This window comes from Pseudophaeobacter leonis, from assembly GCF_002087335.1.
In the GTDB taxonomy this organism is placed as follows: Bacteria; Pseudomonadota; Alphaproteobacteria; order Rhodobacterales; family Rhodobacteraceae; genus Pseudophaeobacter; species Pseudophaeobacter leonis.
Map to the genome: position 1 here is coordinate 31,632 of NZ_MWVJ01000021.1, position 20,529 is coordinate 52,160.

The following is a 20,529-nucleotide window of genomic DNA, read 5'->3' on the forward strand; positions in this document are numbered from 1 at the left end:
TATCTTGCTATTGCAAAAGATGTCGCTTCGCTTTCAAATTTTCCCGAATACACTGTCAAAACGCCGCCATTTGCGGCGATCGTCAAACTGGTGCAGGTAAAAGCAGCACAACAAAAGGATCCCCGATATGAGCGGCTATCTGACGACCCATGTTCTGGATACGGCCCGGGGCTGCCCCGCGACCGGCCTGCCCATCACCCTTTTTCGTTTTGAAGGTGCGGCACGCCACAAACTGGTCGAGATGACCACCAATGCCGATGGCCGCACCAACAGCCCGATCCTGCCCCAGGCGGATTTCAGTCCCGGCATTTACGAGCTGGTTTTTCACGCAGGCCACTACCTGCGCGCCAGCGGCCAGGCCGGTGCCGATCCGCTGTTTCTCGATGAGGTGCCCATTCGCTTTGGCATGAGCGATGCTGCGGCGCATTATCACGTCCCCCTGCTGCTCTCGCCCTTTGGCTACTCCACCTATCGCGGCAGCTGACCCCGCGCGCGCCCCTTCCGGCCAGCTCCCTTCTCACCGTCCCAGTTGTGAAAGGGTCAAGGGCGGCGCAGCCGCCGGGCTCTGCCCGGCTTGCCCTTGAGGCGATCACAACTGGATTAAACTTGTTGTGGCGCCTTCAGGGGCAAATCCCCCCTGAAGCGCTTCTCAGCAGATTTTCTTACTTTCTTTCTTACTTTCTTTTTTGCGCCGCGCAGCGGCGCTGGGCCCAACGCAGGAGCGGGCCCGTCAGGGCATGCGCCCGGGGCGGGAGCTCCCCCTTGTTTCTTTGCTCCAACACCAGTCAGCTCTCGTCCGGGGTGCCAAAGATCGAGGCCTCCGCCGCCCGCACCGAGGCTCCCATGCGCTGGGTCATAAAATCCATGAACAGACGCGTCTTTGGATCCTGATGACGGCGATGGGTATAAAGACAGGCCATCTGCACCGAAACCGGCGGCGTTTTCTCAGCCACAGCAACCAACGCTCCGGATGCCAGGTGCCCTGCCACCTCAAACACCGGCTTCAGCGCAATGCCTTCTCCGGACAGCGCCCAGTCTGTCAGCACATCACCATCGTCACACTCATAGCGCCCCGAGACAGCAAAGCGTTGTGGGCCGTCTTCACACTGCAGCATCCACTGAAACTCGCTGGCGCCGGGATAGCGCAGGTTGAGGCAATTGTGCGTCCCCCTGACCAGATCCTCGCCACTATCAGGGCTGCCATGGCGCGCAATATAGCTGGGTGCTGCGCAAAGCACCCTTTGGCAGTCGGCAATCTTGCGAATGCGCAGATTGCTATCGGCGGGCTGTCCCAGAAAGAACGCCATATCCAGCCCCTCGGTGGTCAGATCCACCGTGCGGTCAGACATCCGCAGGCGCAGATTGATCTCCGGGTACTGCGCCAAAAATTCAGGCACCTCTGGCGCCACCAAACGCCGCCCGGCCCCCAAAGGGGCTGCCACAAACAACGTGCCACGCGGCGTATCCGTCAGATGCATCACCTGCGCCTCAGCCTGATCCACCGCCTCCAGCACCGAAACCGCGCCGGAATAAAACGCCTGGCCCTGCTCGGTCGCCGTCAGATTGCGGGTGGTGCGCTGGAACAGACGCACCCCGAGATAGTCCTCCAGCTGCGAGATCCGCGCCGAGGTCACCGCCGGTGAGATCCGTAAATCCCGCCCCGCCGCCGACATAGAGCCCAGCTCATAGACCCTCACAAAGGTCCGGATATTGTCGAGATAAGACATACAGCTCCACTCTTCTTTTGCGGCATTCTTCTTGTTTTTTTGATACAGCTTGGAAGTTTACTGGAATACCGAAGAAACACGGGCTTGCCTAGGGTGGCCAAAGGGGAAACCCTTACGACAAAGACAATGAGGGCGTGGCATGTACGAGATTTTGATGATGTGGGATTGGCTGGGCTTTGCCATTCGCTGGCTGCATGTGATCACGGCAATGGCCTGGATCGGCTCATCTTTTTACTTTATTGCTCTTGATCTGGGGCTGCGCAAATCCCCGGACCTGCCCGTTGGCGCCCATGGCGAAGAGTGGCAGGTGCATGGCGGTGGATTTTATCACATCCGCAAATATCTGGTGGCCCCGGCGAGATGCCCGAGCACCTGATCTGGTTCAAATGGGAAAGCTATACCACCTGGCTCAGTGGTTTTGCCCTGCTGATGGTGGTGTATTGGGTTGGCGGTGAGCTCTACCTGATCGACCAGACCAAGGCCCAACTGGCGCTCTGGCAGGGAATCGCGATCTCTGCCGCTTCGCTGTCGGTCGGCTGGCTGATCTACGACCGGCTGTGCAAATCCGGTCTGGCCGAGCGCCCCACCCTGTTGATGGTGCTGCTGTTTGTGCTGCTGGTGGCCATGGGCTATGGGCTCAATCAGGTCTTTACCGGTCGCGCCATGATGCTGCATCTGGGCGCCTTTACCGCCACCATCATGACCGCCAATGTGTTTTTCATCATCATGCCAAACCAGCGCATTGTGGTGGCCGACCTGCAGGCGGGGCGCACACCGGACGCAAAATACGGCAAGATCGCCAATCTGCGCTCGACCCATAACAACTACCTCACCCTGCCGGTGATCTTCCTGATGCTGTCGAACCACTCCCCACTGGCCTTTGCCTCGCAGTACAACTGGTTGATTGCCGCGCTGGTGTTCCTGATGGTGACGCCCATCCGCCATTATTTCAACACCAAACACGCAGGCACAGGCAATCCGACCTGGACCTGGCTGGCCACAACACTGCTGTTTATGGGCGTGATCATCCTGTCCACCTTTGGGCTCAAGCATGACGGCGAGCCCGAGCAAGACGCCGCCCTTACCGGCACCGCCCTGGTGATGGCCAAGGCACAGGGATTTGACGAGGTGCATGAGATCGTCCTGGGCCGCTGCAGCATGTGCCACGCGCGCGAGCCCTTTTGGGATGGCATTCGCACCGCCCCAAAGGGTGTGTTGCTGGAAACCGAAGGCGATCTGGCCCGCCAGGCCGAGGCTGTCTTTATGCATGCCGGCCTCACTGACGCCATGCCCCCTGCCAATGTCACCTTTATGGAGCCCGAGGATCGCGCCGCCATCCGGCGCTGGTTCAAAAACGCCCGCATGTGACCGCCTTTGCGCGGACGAGCAGGTTCCTGCCCGTCCGCGCCCAAGTTTGTTCGCCACGCCGCTCTGATCCCTTTACCTCGCGCCGCGCTGTGCTAGGGTCGCGCTGTTGTCCCGGATGGCTCTTTTTTTCAGATCCAACCCTGCCGGGATGCCCGCGTTACGCCCCCTTTTTGCACGCTGCCCGGAGTGCCCATGTTTCTCAATTTGTCCCTCCGCACTGCACTGCGCACTGCACTGTGGACTTCACTGTGGACTTCACTGCGGACTTCACTGCGGACGACAGCCCTGAGCCTCTGTTTGACCGGGTTTACTTTGACTGGGCTGTTTGCGCCAACAGCTGGGAGGGCCGCCGAGGCTGTCTTGACCTCTCCCGGCGCATCTGAAGACCTAGCATCGCAACTGCAGGCCGCATCTTCGGTACTGGCAGCCCGTGCGGAAACAGATGTGCAAGAGCTGCTGGCCGCCGCGTTGTCGGATTACCGCACTCTGGTTCAGGTGCTCTATAACGCCGGGCATTTCTCACCGCAGGTGACCATCCAGCTGGATGGGGTCGAGGCCGCCCACATTCAACCGCTGAACCAACCGCGCCGAATAGACAAGATCCAGATCATCGTCACCCCCGGCCCCAGCTTTCGCTTCTCACGCGCCGAAATCACCCCCTGGCCTGCCGCCAGCGCGGTGGAGATCCCCACAGGCTTTAGCGCAGGCAAACCCGCCAATACCGCCGTGTTGAGCGCGGCCGGTGCCGCCGGGCTGCAGGCCTGGCAAAACGCCGGTCACCCTAAGGTCCGCATGGCCCAGCAGGACATCTCCGCCAATCATCGCGCCAATACACTGGACGCCCGGCTGCGGCTGGCCCCCGGACCACGGCTGAAATTTGGCACGCTCCGGCCCGCCAACAGCAGTACCGTGCGTCCTGAGGCCCTGCAAAGGATCGCAGGGTTTCCCACCGATGAGATTTATCATCCGAATCTTTTGGCCAAATCGGCAGCCCGTCTGCGCCGCACGGGCGCCTTTTCCTCGGTGACACTACGGGTCGATGATCAGGCCACATTCGATGACAGGTTGGACTTCGCCTTTGAGGTAGAGGACCTGCCGCCCCGCCGTCTTACCTTTGGCGCCGAACTCAGCTCGACCGACGGGCTGTAGATCACCGCCTCCTGGATGCATCGCAACCTTTTTGGCGGTGCCGAGAAACTGCGCTTTGAAACCCGCCTCAGCGGTCTGGGCAGCAGCAACGATATTGACGGGCGCATCGCGCTACGGCTGGACCGGCCTGCCACCCTGGGGCCGGATGACAACCTGTTTTACCTGCTAGAGGCAGAACGCCTGGATGAAGAACACTATACCGCGACCCAGGGGCTGGGCGCTATTGGTGTGCGCCGGGTCTATTCCGACCAGCTGTTTGGCGAAGCCAGCATTGGCTTTAACACGATCCTCGCCTCGGACGCCTTTGGCGAGCGCCGGTTCAAATACATCACCGGCTATGTGCGGGCCGAGTATGACCAACGCAACAGTCGGGTTGACGCCACCCAGGGCTATTTCCTTGATGCGCGTCTGACGCCTTTCTTTGGGCTCGATGGCACCGATAGCGGGTTGCAGGTGCAGCTGGACGGGCGGGTTTATCACGGGCTGGGTCATGATGATCGCATCGTTCTGGCCGGGCGCGCACAGCTGGGGTCGGTCATTGGCCCCTCGCTGGGCAACACCTCCCCGACGCTGTTGTTCTTTTCCGGTGGTGCCGGATCTGTACGCGGCCACGAGTACCAGTCGCTTGGCATTCCCATCGGCAGCAACACGGCCGGCGGGCGCGGCTATCTGGCTCTTTCCGGCGAAATACGCGGCAAACTGAACGACAAACTCTCGCTGGTGGGCTTTTTTGATATTGGCTATGTCGACAGCGATGCCTTTGTTTCCAGCACCTCGCAAAGCCACTCGGGCGCCGGGCTGGGCCTGCGCTATGATGTGGCGGGCAACGGGGCGTTGCGGGTCGACCTCGCCTATCCGGTGGATGGCGGCACCGACGACGGGTTGCAATTCTACATCGGTATTGGGCAGTCTTTCTGATGCGTCTTCTCTCTCCCCTGCGCGCCACGCTGCTGGCAGCAACTACGCTGTGCTTCGCGGCACTAACGCCGCTGGCGGCGCAAGACAGCCAACAAGACAGCCAAGCGGAACCCAGCTATCTCGAAACCTTTATCGAGGACACCCTGTCGAGCGACAGTCAGTTCATCTCGGTAAGCGGCCTCACGGGGGCCCTGTCGTCGCAGGCCAGCATTGAAAAGATAACCGTGGCGGATGAGGCGGGCGTCTGGCTGCAACTCATCCACGCCGGGCGGGACTGGACCCGGCTGGCCCTGCTGCGCGGAGAGTTCTCGGTCAATCGCCTCACCGCCTCTGAGATAAATGTGTTGCGCCAGCCGCAGCCCCTGCCACAAGACCCGAGCCTGCCCACCCCAGAGGCCACGCCCTTTCAGCTGCCAGAGCTGCCAGTCGCAATAGACCTTGGCGAAATCAGTGTCGGGCGCATCGAGCTTGCCAAAGAGCTCTTTGGCTTTGCCGCCAGTCTGGATCTGCAGGGGTCTTTGAGGTTTGCGGAGGCCAGCCTCGCCACCGAGCTGCAGATCAACCGCCTCGACAAGCCCGGCGACCGGCTGGCTCTGAAGGCAGGCTATGCCAATGAAAGCCGCCAAATCACCCTCGATCTGGCGCTGGACGAGGCTACAGGGGGCCTGATCTCGACCGCTCTCAAGCTGCCGGGCAGCCCCAGCCTGCGCCTCAGCATCGCGGGTGATGGCCCGGTTGAGGATTTTGCCGCCCAGATTGCATTGGCCTCCGATGGCACCGAGCGGCTTGCTGGCAATGTCGTGCTCATGGCCAACCCTGCTGCCGCAGGTTCTGACGGCCTGCCTACAGGCAGTACGGCTGCGCCCAGGGAGGGCGAGACGCAAGAGACAGCCTCCCCAGGCGGCATCCGGTTCAGCGCCGATCTGCACGGCGACATCGACGCCTTGCTGCAGGCCGACTACCGGCCCTTCTTTGGCCCGGATCTGGCGCTGAGCCTGCGCGGCGATACCGCAGCGGACCGCGGTATCACCCTCGACAGCCTCGCACTGCGCACCCGGGCGCTGGGTATATCGGGCGCACTGGCGCTCACGCCGACTGGCGTGCTCGACACGGCCAACCTGCGCGCCGCCATCACGGCCCCCGAGGGGCAGACGGCAATCCTGCTGCCTCTGCCCGGTGCGGACACCCATCTGGCGCGCGCCGAAATACTGGCCAGCAAAACCAGCGATGGGCCCTGGAGTGTCACCGCAGAGCTACGCCAGCTCAACCATCCGGAGGCTCAGGTCGCCAGCGGCGTTGTGACGGCCGAGGGGCTGCTCACACAAGAGGGTGCAGCGGCGGCTGCCCTCAACGGTCAGATCACGGCAGAGCTGCAGGGCCTGCAGCTGCGCGACCCAGCGCTGGCTGCGGCCATCGGCACCGAGATTTCCCTCTCCACCGGCCTCACCTCCGAAGGCCCCGGCGCGCTGGCGCTCAAGGAGGTCTTGCTGCAGGGCAGTGACTATCAGGCCAGCGGAGATGTGACATTTGAAGGACTGCAGGCAGGCCTGAAGATCACTGCAGATCTGCGTGCCGGGGCCGCAAATATGGCACGGTTTTCCGCCCTGGCGGGGCAACCGCTGGCCGGTGCTGTGCAGGCGCAGATAGACGGGTCGCTCACACCGCTCTCAGGCGCCTTTGAGGCAGATCTGGCGCTGCAGGGTCAGGGGCTTTCCGCAGGCATTGCCCAATTGGATCGCATAACTCAGGGCACACTGGCTCTGACCTTCAAAGGCGGACGCGGGGCCGAAGGGCTGCGGGTCGACACCTTCCATCTGGAGGCCGGCCAGTTTTCAGCCGAGGCCAGTGGTGATCTGGACAGTCGCGCAGGCGCGCTGCAATTACGCGCCGAACTCAAAGAGCTTGGCCAGTTTGTGCCGCAGATTTCGGGGCCTCTGGCCTTGGCCGGTGATGTTGTTCGCGATGGCGACAGCCTGACGGGCGCGGTGCAGCTCACGGGACCGCATGCCTCATTTGCCAGCCTGAAAGGCGCGGTGCAACTGGACGGCGATGCCGATTTCACCTTTGACGCGGCTCTGGCCGAGTTGCAGCGATTTGTGCCCGAACTGCCCGGCAAAGTGACAGCAGTTGGCCAGGCGCTGCGCCGCGATGGGCAGTGGCAAATTACAGCAGACGCCAAGGCGCCTGCAGGTGCCGAGGCCCGGCTTTCGGGAGGTTTTGATGAGGCCAGCGGTCTGGCCGACCTCAGCGCCAAAGGCGCGCTGCGGCTTGAGGGCGCCAATCCCTTTATCAGCCCCAACCTGGTGCAGGGCAGTGCCGCCTTTGATCTCACTCTGAAAGGCGCGCCCGGTCTGGACGCCCTGAGCGGCAGCGTCACCACCTCAGGCGCCTCACTGGCGCTGCCCGCGGCCGCCCTGCGCGTGGATGATATCGCAGCCTCCGTGACTCTGGCGGGTGCCCAGGCCCAGATACTGGTCTCCGCCCGCCCCCGCGATGGGGGCGCGGTACGGATTGAAGGGCCGTTGCCCGAAATTCGCCCTTTGAGGGCGCGCTGCAGATTGGCATCCGAGATGTCGTGCTAACCGATAGTCTGAGCTACGAGACGCTGCTGAACGGGGATCTGGCCTTGTCCGGCGCTCTCAGCAGCAACAGCCGCCTGAGCGGACGCATAAATGTTGGTGAGACCAATATTAATCTCAACACGGCCGGCGGCGCCATCTCAGCTGCTCCTATTCCGCCCATTCGCCACATCGCCGAGCCGCGCCACAGCCAGCTGACCCGCGCCCGCGCCGGTCTGATTCAAAGCAATGCCTCAGGCGGCTCCAGCACCAATATCGCGCTGGATGTGATGATTGATGCACCAAATCGCGTCTATGCCCGCGGCCGTGGCCTGCGCGCGGAACTGGGAGGCCAGATCCATCTGCGGGGCAGTACTGCTGCACTGGCCCCTTCTGGTCAGATCAGTCTGGTGCGCGGCACCTTTGATATTCTCGGTCGCAGGCTGGATCTGGATGAAGGCCGCATTACCCTGCTGGGCAACCTGAAGCCCTATCTTGAGTTCACCTCTTCGGCCAGTACTTCCACGGGCAGCGCCACGCTGGAGATCTCGGGACCGGTGGATGCCCCCGAGATCAAGGTCACCTCGGATCCGCCCCGCCCCAGCGAAGAGGCTCTGGCGCTGCTGCTGTTTGGCGACAACATTGCCGATCTGTCCCCGCTGGCCCTGGCCCGCCTGGCCAAATCGGCGCTGGACCTCAGCGGTCGTGGTCTTGGCACGCAACAGCGCGGGCTGCGCGACAGCACCGGCGCGGACCGGGTGGATCTGGGACTGGACAATGGCGGCTCGGGCCTCGTTGGCATTGGCGGCTATCTCGGGGCAAAGGCCTATACCGACCTAAACGTCAACACCCGCGGCGACAGCGAGTTGAGCATCAACCTGGACCTGTCGAACAACATAACGGTCAAGGGCACGGTCGACAGCCAGGGCGAAAGCGGCATTGGCCTGCTGTTCAAGCGCGATTACTGACAGCTGGCGCGCCTTAAATGCACAGTGGGGCGTCAGGCCGCCGCGCCCTGCGGATCTGACAATTTCACCCATATGCAACGCAAGCCCTTTTCCAAAACGCCGCAGGCGCCTAGTCTGCCTGCCGAACCCGCCACATCAGCCAAGAGGGCCAAACTGCATGACGGATCAGCCCAGGCGGCCCTCGATATTGGCCCGCATCGTAAAGCGCATGAAACATTGGCTGCATCTGCAGAAGTTTCACGCCTCTTTGCGGCATCTTCATGGGCCCAGGCACCGTGTCGCCGCGCCGGATGAGGTGGTTCTGGTCGCGCTGGTCCGGGACGGCGCCTATTATCTCGACGCGTTTTTTGACCATTATCGCAGCCTTGGCCTGTCGCATTTTGTCTTTTTCGACAATGGCTCCAGTGACACAACGCTGGCCCGGCTGCGGCAGGAACCGGGCGTCGTCATCCTGCAATCCACCCTGCACTGGGGCGATTTTGAAAACGATTTCCGCAACTACGCGGCCCAGCGCTATGCCGCAGATCGCTGGTGTTTGATTGTCGACATGGACGAGATCTTTGATTTTGAAGGACGTGCCGAGATTGGGCTCAGCGGCTTGACCCGCTACCTGACCGAACAGGGCTACACCGGGCTGATGGCGCAAATGCTTGAGATGTTCCCCAAAGCCCCTTTGAGCGCGGTCGCAAACCTGCCCTACCCACAGGTCTTGGAGCAGTTTACCCATTTTGATATCAGCACAATTACCACGCATGACTACAGTAGCGCCGCGACGGGGCTTGCGTATTTTCTGCGTCAGAATAGCGGCCCTGCCCCTGTGCCGCCTGTTCTCTTTGGCGGCATCCGCGGCAAGGTCTTTGGCGAGACCTGCTGTCTCAGCAAACATCCCCTGATTTTTGTCGGCCCCGGCGTGCAGGCGGCCCTGCATCCGCATGCCTCAACCGGGTTGCGCTTGGCCCCGATGAGTGCACTTCTGAAGCACTACAAATTTGCCAATGACGCCCTTGCGCGCGACAAGGCCTCGCAGGCCCGGGCCTCAATCTCCCATGGCGAGGACCGCTTGCGCCTCTCGGTGCTGACACAGGAGCCGGACCTCAGCCTCTGGTCGCCGCAGGCGCAGTGTTTTGACGGTATTGCCACCTTGCAACAGCAGGGGTTTTTACAGGCAGATCCCGCCTATTCCGCCGTCCTGAGCCAAAGCGTAGCCGCGTCACAGAGCAAAGCAGCCCCGTCACAGACCAACGAGGCCTCGCATGGCTGAGATACCCCTCGCAAAGCAGCCCACGCTCAGCGCCGTTGTGATTGGCCGCAACGAGGGCGCAAGCCTTCTGGCCTGCCTCGCCTCACTGAAACCACAGGTACAGCGGCTGATCTATGTCGACAGCGGCTCCAGTGACGGCTCTGTTGCTGCCGCCAGACGCCTCGGCGCCGAGGTTGTTGCCCTGGATATGTCGCAGCCTTTTACCGCCGCCCGCGCCCGCAATGCCGGGCTGGCCCAGCTGGCCGATGAGGAGGGTTTTGTGCAGCTGGTTGATGGCGACTGCACGGTTGACCCGACCTGGGTTGCGCTGGCCTGCGCCTTTTTGCAACAGCACCCAAAGGTGGCGGTGACCTGCGGCCGGCGGCGCGAACGCTTCCCCGAGGCCTCCATTTACAACCACCTCTGCGACAGAGAGTGGGACACCCCGATCGGAGAGACCAAGGCCTGCGGTGGCGACGCCCTGATGCGACTGGACGCGCTGCGCGCGGTGACAGGCTACCGTGCTGATCTCATTGCCGGAGAAGAGCCCGAGATGTGCCTGCGCCTGCGTCAGGCCGGCTGGAAAATCTGGCGCCTCGATGCCGAAAGGAGTTTGCATGACGCTCAGATCCTACGATTTGACCAATGGTGGAAGCGCAGCCGCAGGGCCGGCCATGCCTTTGCAGAGGGTGCCGCGTTGCATGGGGCCCCGCCCGAACGGCACTGGGTCCGCGAAACAGGGCGCGCTGTGATCTGGGGCGGTTTGCTGCCGCTTTTTGTCATCATTGCCGCAGTGTTTTTCTCACCCTGGGCCCTGATAGCAGGGCTGATCTACCCGCTGCAATGGCTCCGTCTGTCGCGCCGGATAGGGGTTTTACCAGGGTTTTTCTCGGTGCTGGGAAAATTTGCCGAATGCGCAGGCGTTGCCGAATACTGGTGGAACCGGCTGCGGGGTAAAAACCGCGCGATACTGGAATATAAATAGCCCAGGCGGCTCGCATTTGTGCAGCCCTCGCCCCTCACTCCAATCCATTCTACTCCACAGAGACCAGAACAGGGGCCAGATATATCCACACCCGCGCCGCCTCAAAAGAGGCGGCGCCGGGCCCAAGGCCGCCAAGGTGGGGGCGCAGCCGCCATCTGCGGGCGCGGGAGCCACTCCTTTGCCTGTCCTGCAGCCCGCAGGTTTCGTCTCGCCAGCCTTTGTCTCACCAGCCTTTGTGTCTAGCGCTTTCGCAGACGCAGCGCTTTGACGATCTGCCCCGGCAAAATAGCAAAACACTTGGCATAGCGCGGCATCATCCGCACCGGGCTGCTCAGGGCCCGCCACAGCCATTCCATTGCAATTTTGCGCACCCAAAGCGGCGCCCGGGTCTGATGTCCGCCCAGAAAATCAAGCCCGGCTCCAATCGAGGCAAAGCCAACCGCCGGTGCCTCACCCCGGCCCCGATGCGCCAGACTCTCTTGTTTCGGCGCGCCCAGCGCCAGAAAGCACAGCCGGATGCTTTGCTTTTCAGCGCCTCTAAAATCGCCCCCGCCTCGGCGCTTTCGGGGTCGAACAACACCCGAGGGCGCATGACACCAGGCCACATCCAGCCCCGGCACCTGCGCCTGCAGCGATGCTGCCGCATCCCCCAGTGATTCATCCGTGCTTCCGACCAGGGCAACAGGCACCCCCGCTGCCGCTGCCAGACGGCAGAGCGGCAAAACCAGGTCAGAGCCTGGCAGCAATTCCACCGGGCGCCCCGCAAGACGCGACAGCCAGACAATGGGGCGCCCATCCGCAACCACCAGATCCTGGCCGCAATAGGCCGCAAGGAAGCTCTCTGACTGGGCCAGCTTCACCAGATGATCCAGATTTATAGTGGCAAGCGCAAAGCCTTCGCCCGTAGAAAAACGCCGCAGAACCTCGCTCTCAAGCGCGGCCTGATCTGGCAGGTTCACTGTGATACGCTGGTCTTGAAATTCAAAAAACAATTGCTTACCCCTGCTGCAAAATCCGGAACGGATGCGGCCTGTCCTGTGCAGCTTAGCGTAATAGCCTGCCTCTGACCCCCGCTCAAGTCTCGCGAACAAGGTTGGTTTTCATAGCCTTTTGTATCGCCCGGCTTCGCCTTTGGAATATGGGCTACGCGCAAGAACACAGGACAATGGATAGGGAAATGTTTTAACTTTGAGATGAAATGGTCCGATCCGGGTCATTAAAATCCCATCGACCTGCCGCAATTGGACCCTAGCTAACACCCATGCCCAACGCTCTCGCCTATCTGGATGTTGCTGATCTGGCCCGTGGTCAGTGTGGTGCTGTTCCGGCGTCTTTCGCCAGAACGGGCGATTTTGTGGTGCATTCTGGCCGGCTATATGCTGTTGCCGCCGGTGGCCGAATTTGACCTGCCACTGGTGCCTGACATGGACAAATTCACCATTCCGTCGATCATGGCCTTTGTTCTGTGCGTCGGTCTGCTGCGCAAAAAAGTGCCTCTGTTGCCGCGCCACCCGCTGGCTAAGGTGCTGACCCTGCTGTTTGCCTTTGCCGTTGTGCCCACCGTGATGACCAATGGGGATCCGATCATCTTTGAGGTGCTGGCCGGCTCCGACCCGATTGTGTTCATTGTTGATATGCTGCCGGGGCTCAGGTGGCGTGATCTGGGATCGGTTATGATCAATCAGATCATCATTCTGATGCCGTTTCTGCTGGCGCGGCGGTATCTGTCTTCTGAGATGGGGCAAAAAGAGCTGCTGCTGGCCTTTTGTATTGCCGGCCTTGCCTACTCTATTCCCTCGCTGATCGAGATCCGTCTCAGCCCGCAGATCAACATCAATGTCTATGGTTTTTTTCAGCACAATTTTTCGCAAACCATGCGCCAGGGCGGCTTTCGTCCTATCGTGTTCATGCCCCACTCGCTGTGGCTGGCCCTGTTCATGTTTTCGGCTGTGCTGGCGGCGGCAGCTTTGGCGCGGGCGGCGCAGGGACGCGAGCGGATTCGGCTGGCAATGGCTGCGGCCTATCTGTTTTGGGTTCTGATCTTGTGCAAAAGCTTTGCCTCACTGGCCTACGGCCTGAGTTTTGTGCCGATGGTGGCGCTGGCCTCGGCGCGCTGGCAGATCCGGGCGGCGCTGCTGCTGGCGGCCATCGCCATCACCTACCCGATGCTGCGCAACCTTGGCCTGATCCCAACCGAAGCCATCCTGGCCCAGGCCGAAGCGCTCAGCGCCGAGCGGGCCCAGTCGCTGGGCTACAGGTTCGACAACGAGGCCATGATGTTGCAACGCGCTGCAGAAAAGCCCTGGTTTGGCTGGGGAGGCTGGGGCCGCAATCTGGTACGCGACTCGGAAACCGGCTCCATCATCTCGATCCCTGATGGCCATTGGATCCTGGTCTTTGGCTCGTTTGGCTGGCTTGGGTATCTGGCTGAGATGGGACTGTTGTGCCTGCCGCTGGCCCTGCAGGGCCGTGAAATCCGGCGGCGTGGCAAAGAGGGGATTTCTCCCTTTGCCACCCCTATCGCGCTGATCCTCGCGGCAACCATGGTGGATATGATGCTGAATGACACATTGGTGCCAATGACCTGGCTCTGTGCCGGCTCAATCCTGGGCTATGCGGAACGATTGCGCTATCCGGGCCTGTTTGAAAAACGACGACCGCTCTTTGAGGGGGCGCAGGCGCTGGTGCCTCAGCCCCCTGCCGCCCATGCCCGTAGCTTGCTATAATGCCCTATTATTTTCACGATAACCTGCGATTTGATCACCTGGTCTTCACAGCTTGGCCGCATAGATGAACCAGTGTCTTCCTGGTGTAAAAGATTCGCAATGGCGACAAAATCGGCGGGCCATCCCCCCTGATTGCCGCCGCTGCACAACAGGTGCCCAGCGCACCATCGCCTCCTTTGGCCTCGCCAATATCCCCCGTCGGCAGGGTGGTATCTGCACCAAGGAGAGTTATGTAACAGTCGCCGAGCTTAGAGGTCTGTGATTTTCGTGGCAAAGACAGCTGATCAATCCGCTCCCGCCCAGCAGTATTGCGGGGATATCGCCATCGTTGGCATGTCGGTCAATGTGCCCGGTGCCGACGGGGTTGAGACCTATTGGCACAACCTGCGCGCAGGCATTGAATCGATTTGCCCACTGGCGAAAGAAGACCTGCTGGCCGCAGGGGTCTCTGAGACCACGCTGAGCGACCCCAACTACGTGCCGCACGCGGCCCTGCTCGACGGTTTTGCGGATTTCGACGCTGAGTTCTTTGGCTTCAGCCCCAAAGAGGCCGCCATCCTCGACCCGCAGCACCGTAAGTTTCTTGAGGTGGCCTGGGGTGCGATGGAAAACGCCGCCCACCCACCAGAAAGCCTGAAAGAGCCGATTGGCGTCTATGCCGGCTGCGGCATGGGCAGCTATTTCTACTTCAACATCTGCTCGAACCCCGCGCTGGTGGACGAGGTCGGCATGTTCCTGCTGCGCCACACCGGCAACGACAAGGATTTCCTCACCACCCGTGTCAGCCATGCCTTTGATCTCAAAGGGCCCTCGGTCAATATTCAGACCGCCTGCTCGACCTCGCTGGTGGCGGTGCATTACGCCTGCAAAGCCCTGCGCGAGGGCGAATGTGGCATGGCGCTGGCGGGCGGTGTTACCATCGATATGCCGCAGGGGCGTGGCTATCTCTATAAAGAAAACGAAATTCTGTCCCCCGACGGCCATTGTCATGCCTTTGATCACCGTGCCCGGGGCACCGTCTTTGGCTCTGGCGCCGGGGCCGTCGCCCTGCGCCGCCTTGAGGACGCCCAGGCCGATGGCGACCATATCTGGGCCGTGATCAAATCCACCGCAATCAACAACGATGGCGCCGACAAGGCCGGCTATCTGGCGCCCTCGGTCGGCGGTCAGGCAGGCGCCATCCGCCAAGCGCTTGATGCGGCAGATATTTCGGCTGAGACCATCGACTATGTCGAATGCCACGGCACCGGCACCTATCTGGGCGACCCCATTGAGGTCTCAGCCCTCAACCGAGGCCTTTCGCGACAGCACCGATGCGACGGGCTATTGCCGTATCGGTTCGGTCAAAACCAATATTGGCCACCTGGACACCGCCGCAGGCATTGCCGGGCTGGTCAAGACCTCGCTGGGTCTGAAACACGGCGAGATCCCCCCCTCGCTGGGCTATGAAGCGCCCAATCCGGCGATTGATTTTGACAGCTCTCCCTTCCGGGTGAATGCCGTGCTCAGCCCCTTGGGTCTCGCATCAGGGGCCGCGCCGGGCCGGCATCAACGCGCTTGGGGTTGGCGGCACCAATGCCCATGCCATTCTGGAAGAGGCCCCCGTACGTGCCCCCTCCGAGGAAAGCGATTTCCCCTTTCACATTCTGTGCCTGTCGGGTCAGTCCAAATCGGCGCTCGACGGCAACAGCGCCGCCCTTGCCAGCTATCTTGAGGCCAACCCGGATGTGGATCTGGCGGATGTGGCCTATACCCTGAAACAGGGGCGGCGCGGCTTTGCCAAACGCCGGGTGCTGGTGGCCGAAACCGCGCTCCAAGCAGCCGCTTTGCTGCGCGACAGTGATCCGCGCCAGGTCTTTAGTCATGATCGTCTGGGCGATGCCCCCGAGGTGGTGTTTTCCTTCCCCGGCGGTGGGGCGCAATATGCCGGCATGGGGCGCGACCTCTACGAGACCGAGCCCGCCTTTGCCGACTGGATGGACCGGGGGCTGGATCATTTGCAGGCGCAGCTCGACTATGACATCCGCGCGCTCTGGCTGCCGCCAGAGGGCGATGAGGCGGCCGCAAATGCCCAGCTGCAAAAGCCTTCGGTGCAATTGCCGCTGATCATGATTTTGGAATACGCGCTGGCACAGCTCTGGATCAGCTGGGGAGTGCGCCCCACGGCCCTGGTGGGCCACTCGATGGGCGAAAACACCGCCGCCTGTCTGGCCGGGGTGATGTCTTTTGAGGACTGCATTGATCTGGTGCTGCTGCGGGGCCGTCTGTTTGACACAGTGCCTGCTGGTGGCATGCTGTCCATTGCTCTGCCGCTGGAGGAAGTCAAAGCGCTGATCGGGCCCGATCTCGACATTGCCAGCGTCAACGCCCCCAGCCTGACCGCTGTGTCCGGCCCGCAGGCCGCACTGGACGCGCTGGCGGCGCAGCTGACGCTGCAAGAGGTCGATTTCCAGCGCATCCAGATCGACATCGCAGCGCATTCCCGCATGCTGGTCGGTATCTTGCAAGACTACGGCGACTTTTTGCGCGGGCTCAGCCTTGCGGCGCCTCAGATCCCGGTGATCTCAAACCGCACAGGTCAGCCATTGACAACTGCGCAGGCTACAGACCCCGACTACTGGGTTGGTCAGCTGCGCAATACCGTGCTCTTTTCCAGCTGTATCGAAAGCCTCGCCGCCACACCGGGGCGGGTGTTTCTTGAGGTCGGCCCCGGCAAAGCCCTCAGCGCCCTGACCCAGATGTCACCCGCTGTTCAGCCTGCTCAGGTGCTCAGCGCGCTGCGCCACCCGGATCAGCAGATCGCGGATGATGCCTATTTCTTTGGCATCATTGGCCGCCTCTGGGCCTGCGGCGTTGAGGCCGACTGGGACCAGATCTGGGGTGAGGCCACGCGCCATCGCCTCGCGCTGCCCGGCTACGCCTTCCAAAGGAATCGCTATTTCATCGCGCCGGGCACGCAACAACAGCCAGAAGACGTAGCCTTGCCCCGGCGCCATGACGCGATCGCGGACTGGGGCTACCGCCCGGCCTGGCGGCAGCGACTGGCCGACTGCGCTGTGGATATAGTGACAGAGCTGGGTGAGGCCCCACAAAACTGGCTGCTCTTTGCAGATGACTGTGGTCATGCAGCCGCCGCCGCCACACAGCTGCGCACCGCTGGCCATCGCGTCAGCCTGGTGCACCCTGGCGACACCTATGCAAAGCTGGACGATGACAGCTATATTCTGGCGCCTGAGCAGGGGCGTTTTGGCTATGGCGCGCTCTGGCAGATCTGACCGAGGCCGCAGCGCTGCCAAGCCGCATTGCCCATTTCTGGCTGGTCACCGAGACCGAGACATTCCGTCCCGGCTCCTCCTTCTTTGATCGCAATCTGGAGATGGGGTTCTCATCGCTCACCGCGCTGGCACAAGAGCTGGGCGCGCTTGAGATGGCAGAGCCTGTGCATCTGAGCGTCTTTACTACCGGCGCCGCACAGGTGAGATCCGAAGCCCTGCCTTACCCGGAGAAATCGACGGTTGCCGGACCTTGCGGGGTGATTCCGCGTGAGTTCCCCATGCTCACCTGCGCCACGATCGACATCGAACTGCCCCCCCCTCCCAGCTTTCTGGCATCCCTGCGTGGCGATCAGGCCCCGGAAATCACCTCGCGCCTGCTGAAAGAGATGCTGGCCGAGCCTGGCAATACAATCGCCGCCTGGCGGGGAGACATGCGTTTTGAAAAGAGCTGGCGCAGTCTGGCAGTGCCCGCGGCAAGCCCTGAAACGAGTTCTGCGGCCAGCACGGGCACCAGCACAGGAGCCAACACAGGCGCCAGTTCTGCGGCCAAACCTGATCTTGCCGGTTTCAAACACGGCGGCACCTATCTGATCACCGGCGGTTATGGCGGCATCGGGCTAAGCACAGCGGCGCCTTTTATGCAGCATTTCAATGCCAATGTGGTGCTGCTGTCGCGCGAAGGCCTGCCCGCACGCGACAGCTGGGAGCGCTATGTCGCCAGCCACAGTCCCGCCAACCGCATCGCCCAGCGCATCCGCGCCGTGCGGGCACTTGAGGCGCTGGGATGCGGAAAAATCCTGCCACTTACCGGTGATGTCTGCAACAGCGCCGAGATGCGCGCCGCTGTGGATCAGGCCGAGACCACGTTTGGCGCGCTCAGCGGTGTGATCCATGGCGCTGGCGTGATTGAGGACGGGCCAATTCTGGCCCAAACCAGAGGTGCAGATTGCCCGGGTTCTCGCCCCCAAAGTCACCGGGTTGCGGGTGCTGGACGCGCTGTTCCCGGATGGCACGCTGGATCTCATGCTGCTGTTCTCATCTTCCTCGACTGTTACCCGGCCCGCCGGACAGATCGACTATGTCGCAGCCAATGAATACCTCAACGCCTACGCCGCCCATCGGCAGGGCGGCAAGACCCGCGTTGTGGCAGTTGACTGGGGCATATGGGCCGACACCGGCATGGCGGCCGAAGCCATGGTAGCACGCCAGGGGGGCGCTGGCCCCTCGGCGCGCCAGACCTGCGCCCAGCCCCTGCTGGACGAGACCGGCTTTGACGGCTTTGGCAATCCAATCTTTCTCAGCCAGCTTGAGGCCAAAAAGAGCTGGCTTGTTGATGAGCACCGCACCAAAGCTGGCACAGCACTGGTGCCCGGCACTGGCTATATCGAATGGATCTCTGAGGCCCTGACAGCCCTGGATCTTGCCGCCCCCTTTGAGATCAGTGATCTGTATTTCCTGCGGCCACTGGTGGTCGAAGAGACTGCCCCGCGCCAGATCGTGTTGCGCTTAGAGGGCCAGGAGGCGGGCTATGATATAGCCCTACACAGCGCCCTCAATGCTGGCGGCTATGCCCTCAACAGTGAGGCCAGGGTTGCCCTGCTGCCCGCGACGCAGGCGCCGCAACCGATTGATCTGGCGGCAATCTACAGCCGCTGCCCCGAGGTTCAGACAGCAAGTGCCGCAGCCCCTCTGCGCTCGCCACAAGAGGCGCATCTGAATTTTGGCCCCCGCTGGCGTGTCCTGCAGCAGATGGCATTGGGCGCCGGCGAAGGCCTGGCCCGCCTGGAGCTGCCACAGGCGGCGGCGCAGGATCACTGCCAGTTGCATCCCGGACTGATGGATCTGGCCACCGGCTGGGCGATCTCGCTGGTCCCCGGCTATGACGACGCAACGCTCTGGGTGCCGTTAGCCTATCGCAGCATTCGCATCTTTGCGCCTTTGGGCGCTGAAGTTTACAGCCATATGCGGCTTGCTGACGGCGCCACCGCCCAAAGCGCCAGTTTTGACGTGACCCTCACCGATGCCACGGGCGCGGTTCTGGTCGAGATCACAGGCTTTCAGATGACACGGCTTGACGCCGGGTTTGACGCCTCCCCGGCACAGGACAGTGCCGATGCAACCGCGCAGGCGCTGGGTCTGGTGGCAGGGGCTACACCACAGCCGCTCTCCGAGGAGGAACGCCGCTTCCAGCGCAATCTTGCCAATGGCATCCGCGCCGATGAGGGCCCCAAAGCGCTGAGCCGCGCGCTGGCGACGGGGCGCAGTCAGGTGGTGGTCTCGTCGCTTGATCTGCCCGCGCTGATTACCCAAGCGGATCAGATCAGCAGCGACACCAGTTCCGCCGACAGTTCCGCCGGTGGTCAAAGTTTTGAGCGGCCTGATCTGGACACCGCGTATCTCGCGCCGTCAAATCCCGTTGAGGAACATCTTGCCGGATTGTTCCAGAGCCTGCTTGGCGTATCGCAGGTCGGGGTTGCGGACAGTTTCTTTGATCTGGGTGGCCACTCGCTGATTGCGGTGCGCCTTTTTGCCCAGATCAAACGCCAGTTTGAGGTCGACCTGCCGCTATCAATCCTGTTTGAGGCCCCCAGCGTTGCCAAACTTGCGGCGCTGGTCGTGCAACAGGGCGGTCCGGGACTGGATCAGGGCGGCCCGCAGGGCAGCGGCGACAGCTCTGCCTCTCCCAGCTCAGACCAGACTGACCAGAGCAGCCCTGCCAGCTATACCCATCTGGTGCAGTTGCATCCCGGCCCAGGTGGCGGGGCCACGCCGGTCTTTTTGGTGGCTGGCATGTTTGGCAATGTGCTGAACCTGCGTCAACTGGCGCAAGAGCTGGGCGGCGACCGCCCGGTTTATGGTCTGCAGGCGCGCGGCCTGATGGGCAGTGACACGCCGCACCGAGACATCGCACAGGCCGCCGCAGACTATCTGGCCGAGGTGATACAGATCCAGCCCACGGGGCCCTATCTCTTTGGGGGCTTCTCCGGCGGTGGCATCACCGCCTATGAGATGGCGCAGCAGGTCCGGGTGCTGGGCGACACAACTGCGGCGCTGATCCTGCTCGACACGCCTTTACCGGTGCGCCCCGGCCTGACGCCTGTGGACAAGGCACTGATCAAACTGCAGGAGCTGCGCAAAAAAGGCGCGGGCTATCTTTTGCAATGGGCCAAGGCCCGTATCCTGTGGGAAATCAGCAAGCGGCGCCGAACTCCGGTGCCGACCAACCAGGCCCCGGCCTTTAACAACCGCGAGATCGAGATGGGTTTCCGCCACGCGGTGGAAACCTATGCTCTGCAGCCCTGGAGCGGGCCGCTGACGCTGTTGCGCCCACCGCTGGACCGGCACTGGAAGGTCTCGCGCGGCAATTGGGTAAGCCCTGAGCGCGAATATGTTTTTGACGACAATGACTGGACGCGCTGGGCCCCCGGCCTTGAGGTGATCGAGGTTCCGGGCAATCATGACAGCATGGTTCTGGTGCCAAATGTGAGCACTCTGGCGGCAGCTGTGAAACCCCGGCTGGAACAGGGGCTCGCCTCTGCGGATGCGGCCGCACAGGACGCCCAGTCACCGCCCTCCCGCGGGGCATCCTCCTTCTCGCAGGCAGCGGAGTAGCCA

General features: G+C 62.2%; 7 protein-coding genes and 4 pseudogenes. 9 read left to right on the top strand and 2 right to left on the bottom strand.

Going from position 1 to position 20,529, the window contains the following annotated elements; translation table 11 throughout:
• Nucleotides 1-127: 127 nt before the first annotated feature.
• Entirely contained in the window at nt 128-484 is a 357-nt protein-coding gene (uraH, locus tag B4968_RS06815; RefSeq protein WP_083097688.1) for a hydroxyisourate hydrolase, read from the top strand.
• Between the two features lie 301 nt (nt 485-785).
• On the opposite strand, the gene B4968_RS06820 is transcribed toward uraH, so the two are convergent.
• Nucleotides 786-1,727 carry a LysR family transcriptional regulator gene (locus B4968_RS06820; RefSeq protein WP_083097690.1) on the bottom strand — a complete coding sequence of 314 codons (942 nt, stop codon included), beginning with the start codon at nt 1,725-1,727 and terminating at the stop codon, nt 786-788.
• A 139-nt stretch (nt 1,728-1,866) separates the two neighbouring features.
• Here B4968_RS06820 and B4968_RS06825 point away from each other — a divergent pair.
• The 6 genes and pseudogenes from B4968_RS06825 (at nt 1,867) to B4968_RS06845 (ending at nt 10,913) form a co-directional block, all read left to right on the top strand.
• A pseudogene (locus tag B4968_RS06825) lies at nt 1,867-3,095 on the top strand (urate hydroxylase PuuD).
• A gap of 192 nt (nt 3,096-3,287) precedes the next feature.
• Nucleotides 3,288-5,162, top strand: a pseudogene (locus B4968_RS26065) (autotransporter assembly complex protein TamA).
• Nucleotides 5,162-7,744 (top strand): translocation/assembly module TamB domain-containing protein, encoded by a 2,583-nt coding sequence (locus tag B4968_RS06835; RefSeq protein ID WP_241525613.1) that lies wholly within the window; start codon nt 5,162-5,164, stop codon nt 7,742-7,744. Before B4968_RS26065 ends, B4968_RS06835 begins: the two are co-directional and overlap by 1 nt.
• Complete coding sequence (locus tag B4968_RS24145) at nt 7,738-8,688, top strand: translocation/assembly module TamB domain-containing protein (RefSeq protein WP_241525614.1); 951 nt, start codon at nt 7,738-7,740, stop codon at nt 8,686-8,688. The genes B4968_RS06835 and B4968_RS24145 overlap by 7 nt, the downstream gene beginning before the upstream one ends.
• Before the next feature lie 157 nt (nt 8,689-8,845).
• Nucleotides 8,846-9,949 carry a glycosyltransferase family 2 protein gene (locus B4968_RS06840; protein WP_083097691.1) on the top strand — a complete coding sequence of 368 codons (1,104 nt, stop codon included), beginning with the start codon at nt 8,846-8,848 and terminating at the stop codon, nt 9,947-9,949.
• Entirely contained in the window at nt 9,942-10,913 is a 972-nt protein-coding gene (locus B4968_RS06845) for a glycosyltransferase family 2 protein (protein ID WP_083097693.1), read from the top strand. The genes B4968_RS06840 and B4968_RS06845 overlap by 8 nt, the downstream gene beginning before the upstream one ends.
• 239 nt (nt 10,914-11,152) lie before the next feature.
• Here B4968_RS06845 and B4968_RS06850 read toward each other — a convergent pair whose 3' ends face one another.
• Nucleotides 11,153-11,905, bottom strand: coding sequence for a WecB/TagA/CpsF family glycosyltransferase (locus B4968_RS06850; protein ID WP_083097695.1), 753 nt, complete (start codon nt 11,903-11,905; stop codon nt 11,153-11,155).
• A 269-nt stretch (nt 11,906-12,174) separates the two neighbouring features.
• Here B4968_RS06850 and B4968_RS06855 point away from each other — a divergent pair.
• Both B4968_RS06855 and B4968_RS06860 read left to right on the top strand, forming a co-directional pair.
• Nucleotides 12,175-13,639, top strand: a pseudogene (locus B4968_RS06855) (hypothetical protein).
• 333 nt (nt 13,640-13,972) lie between these two features.
• Nucleotides 13,973-20,526, top strand: a pseudogene (locus B4968_RS06860) (type I polyketide synthase).
• Nucleotides 20,527-20,529 lie beyond the last annotated feature (3 nt).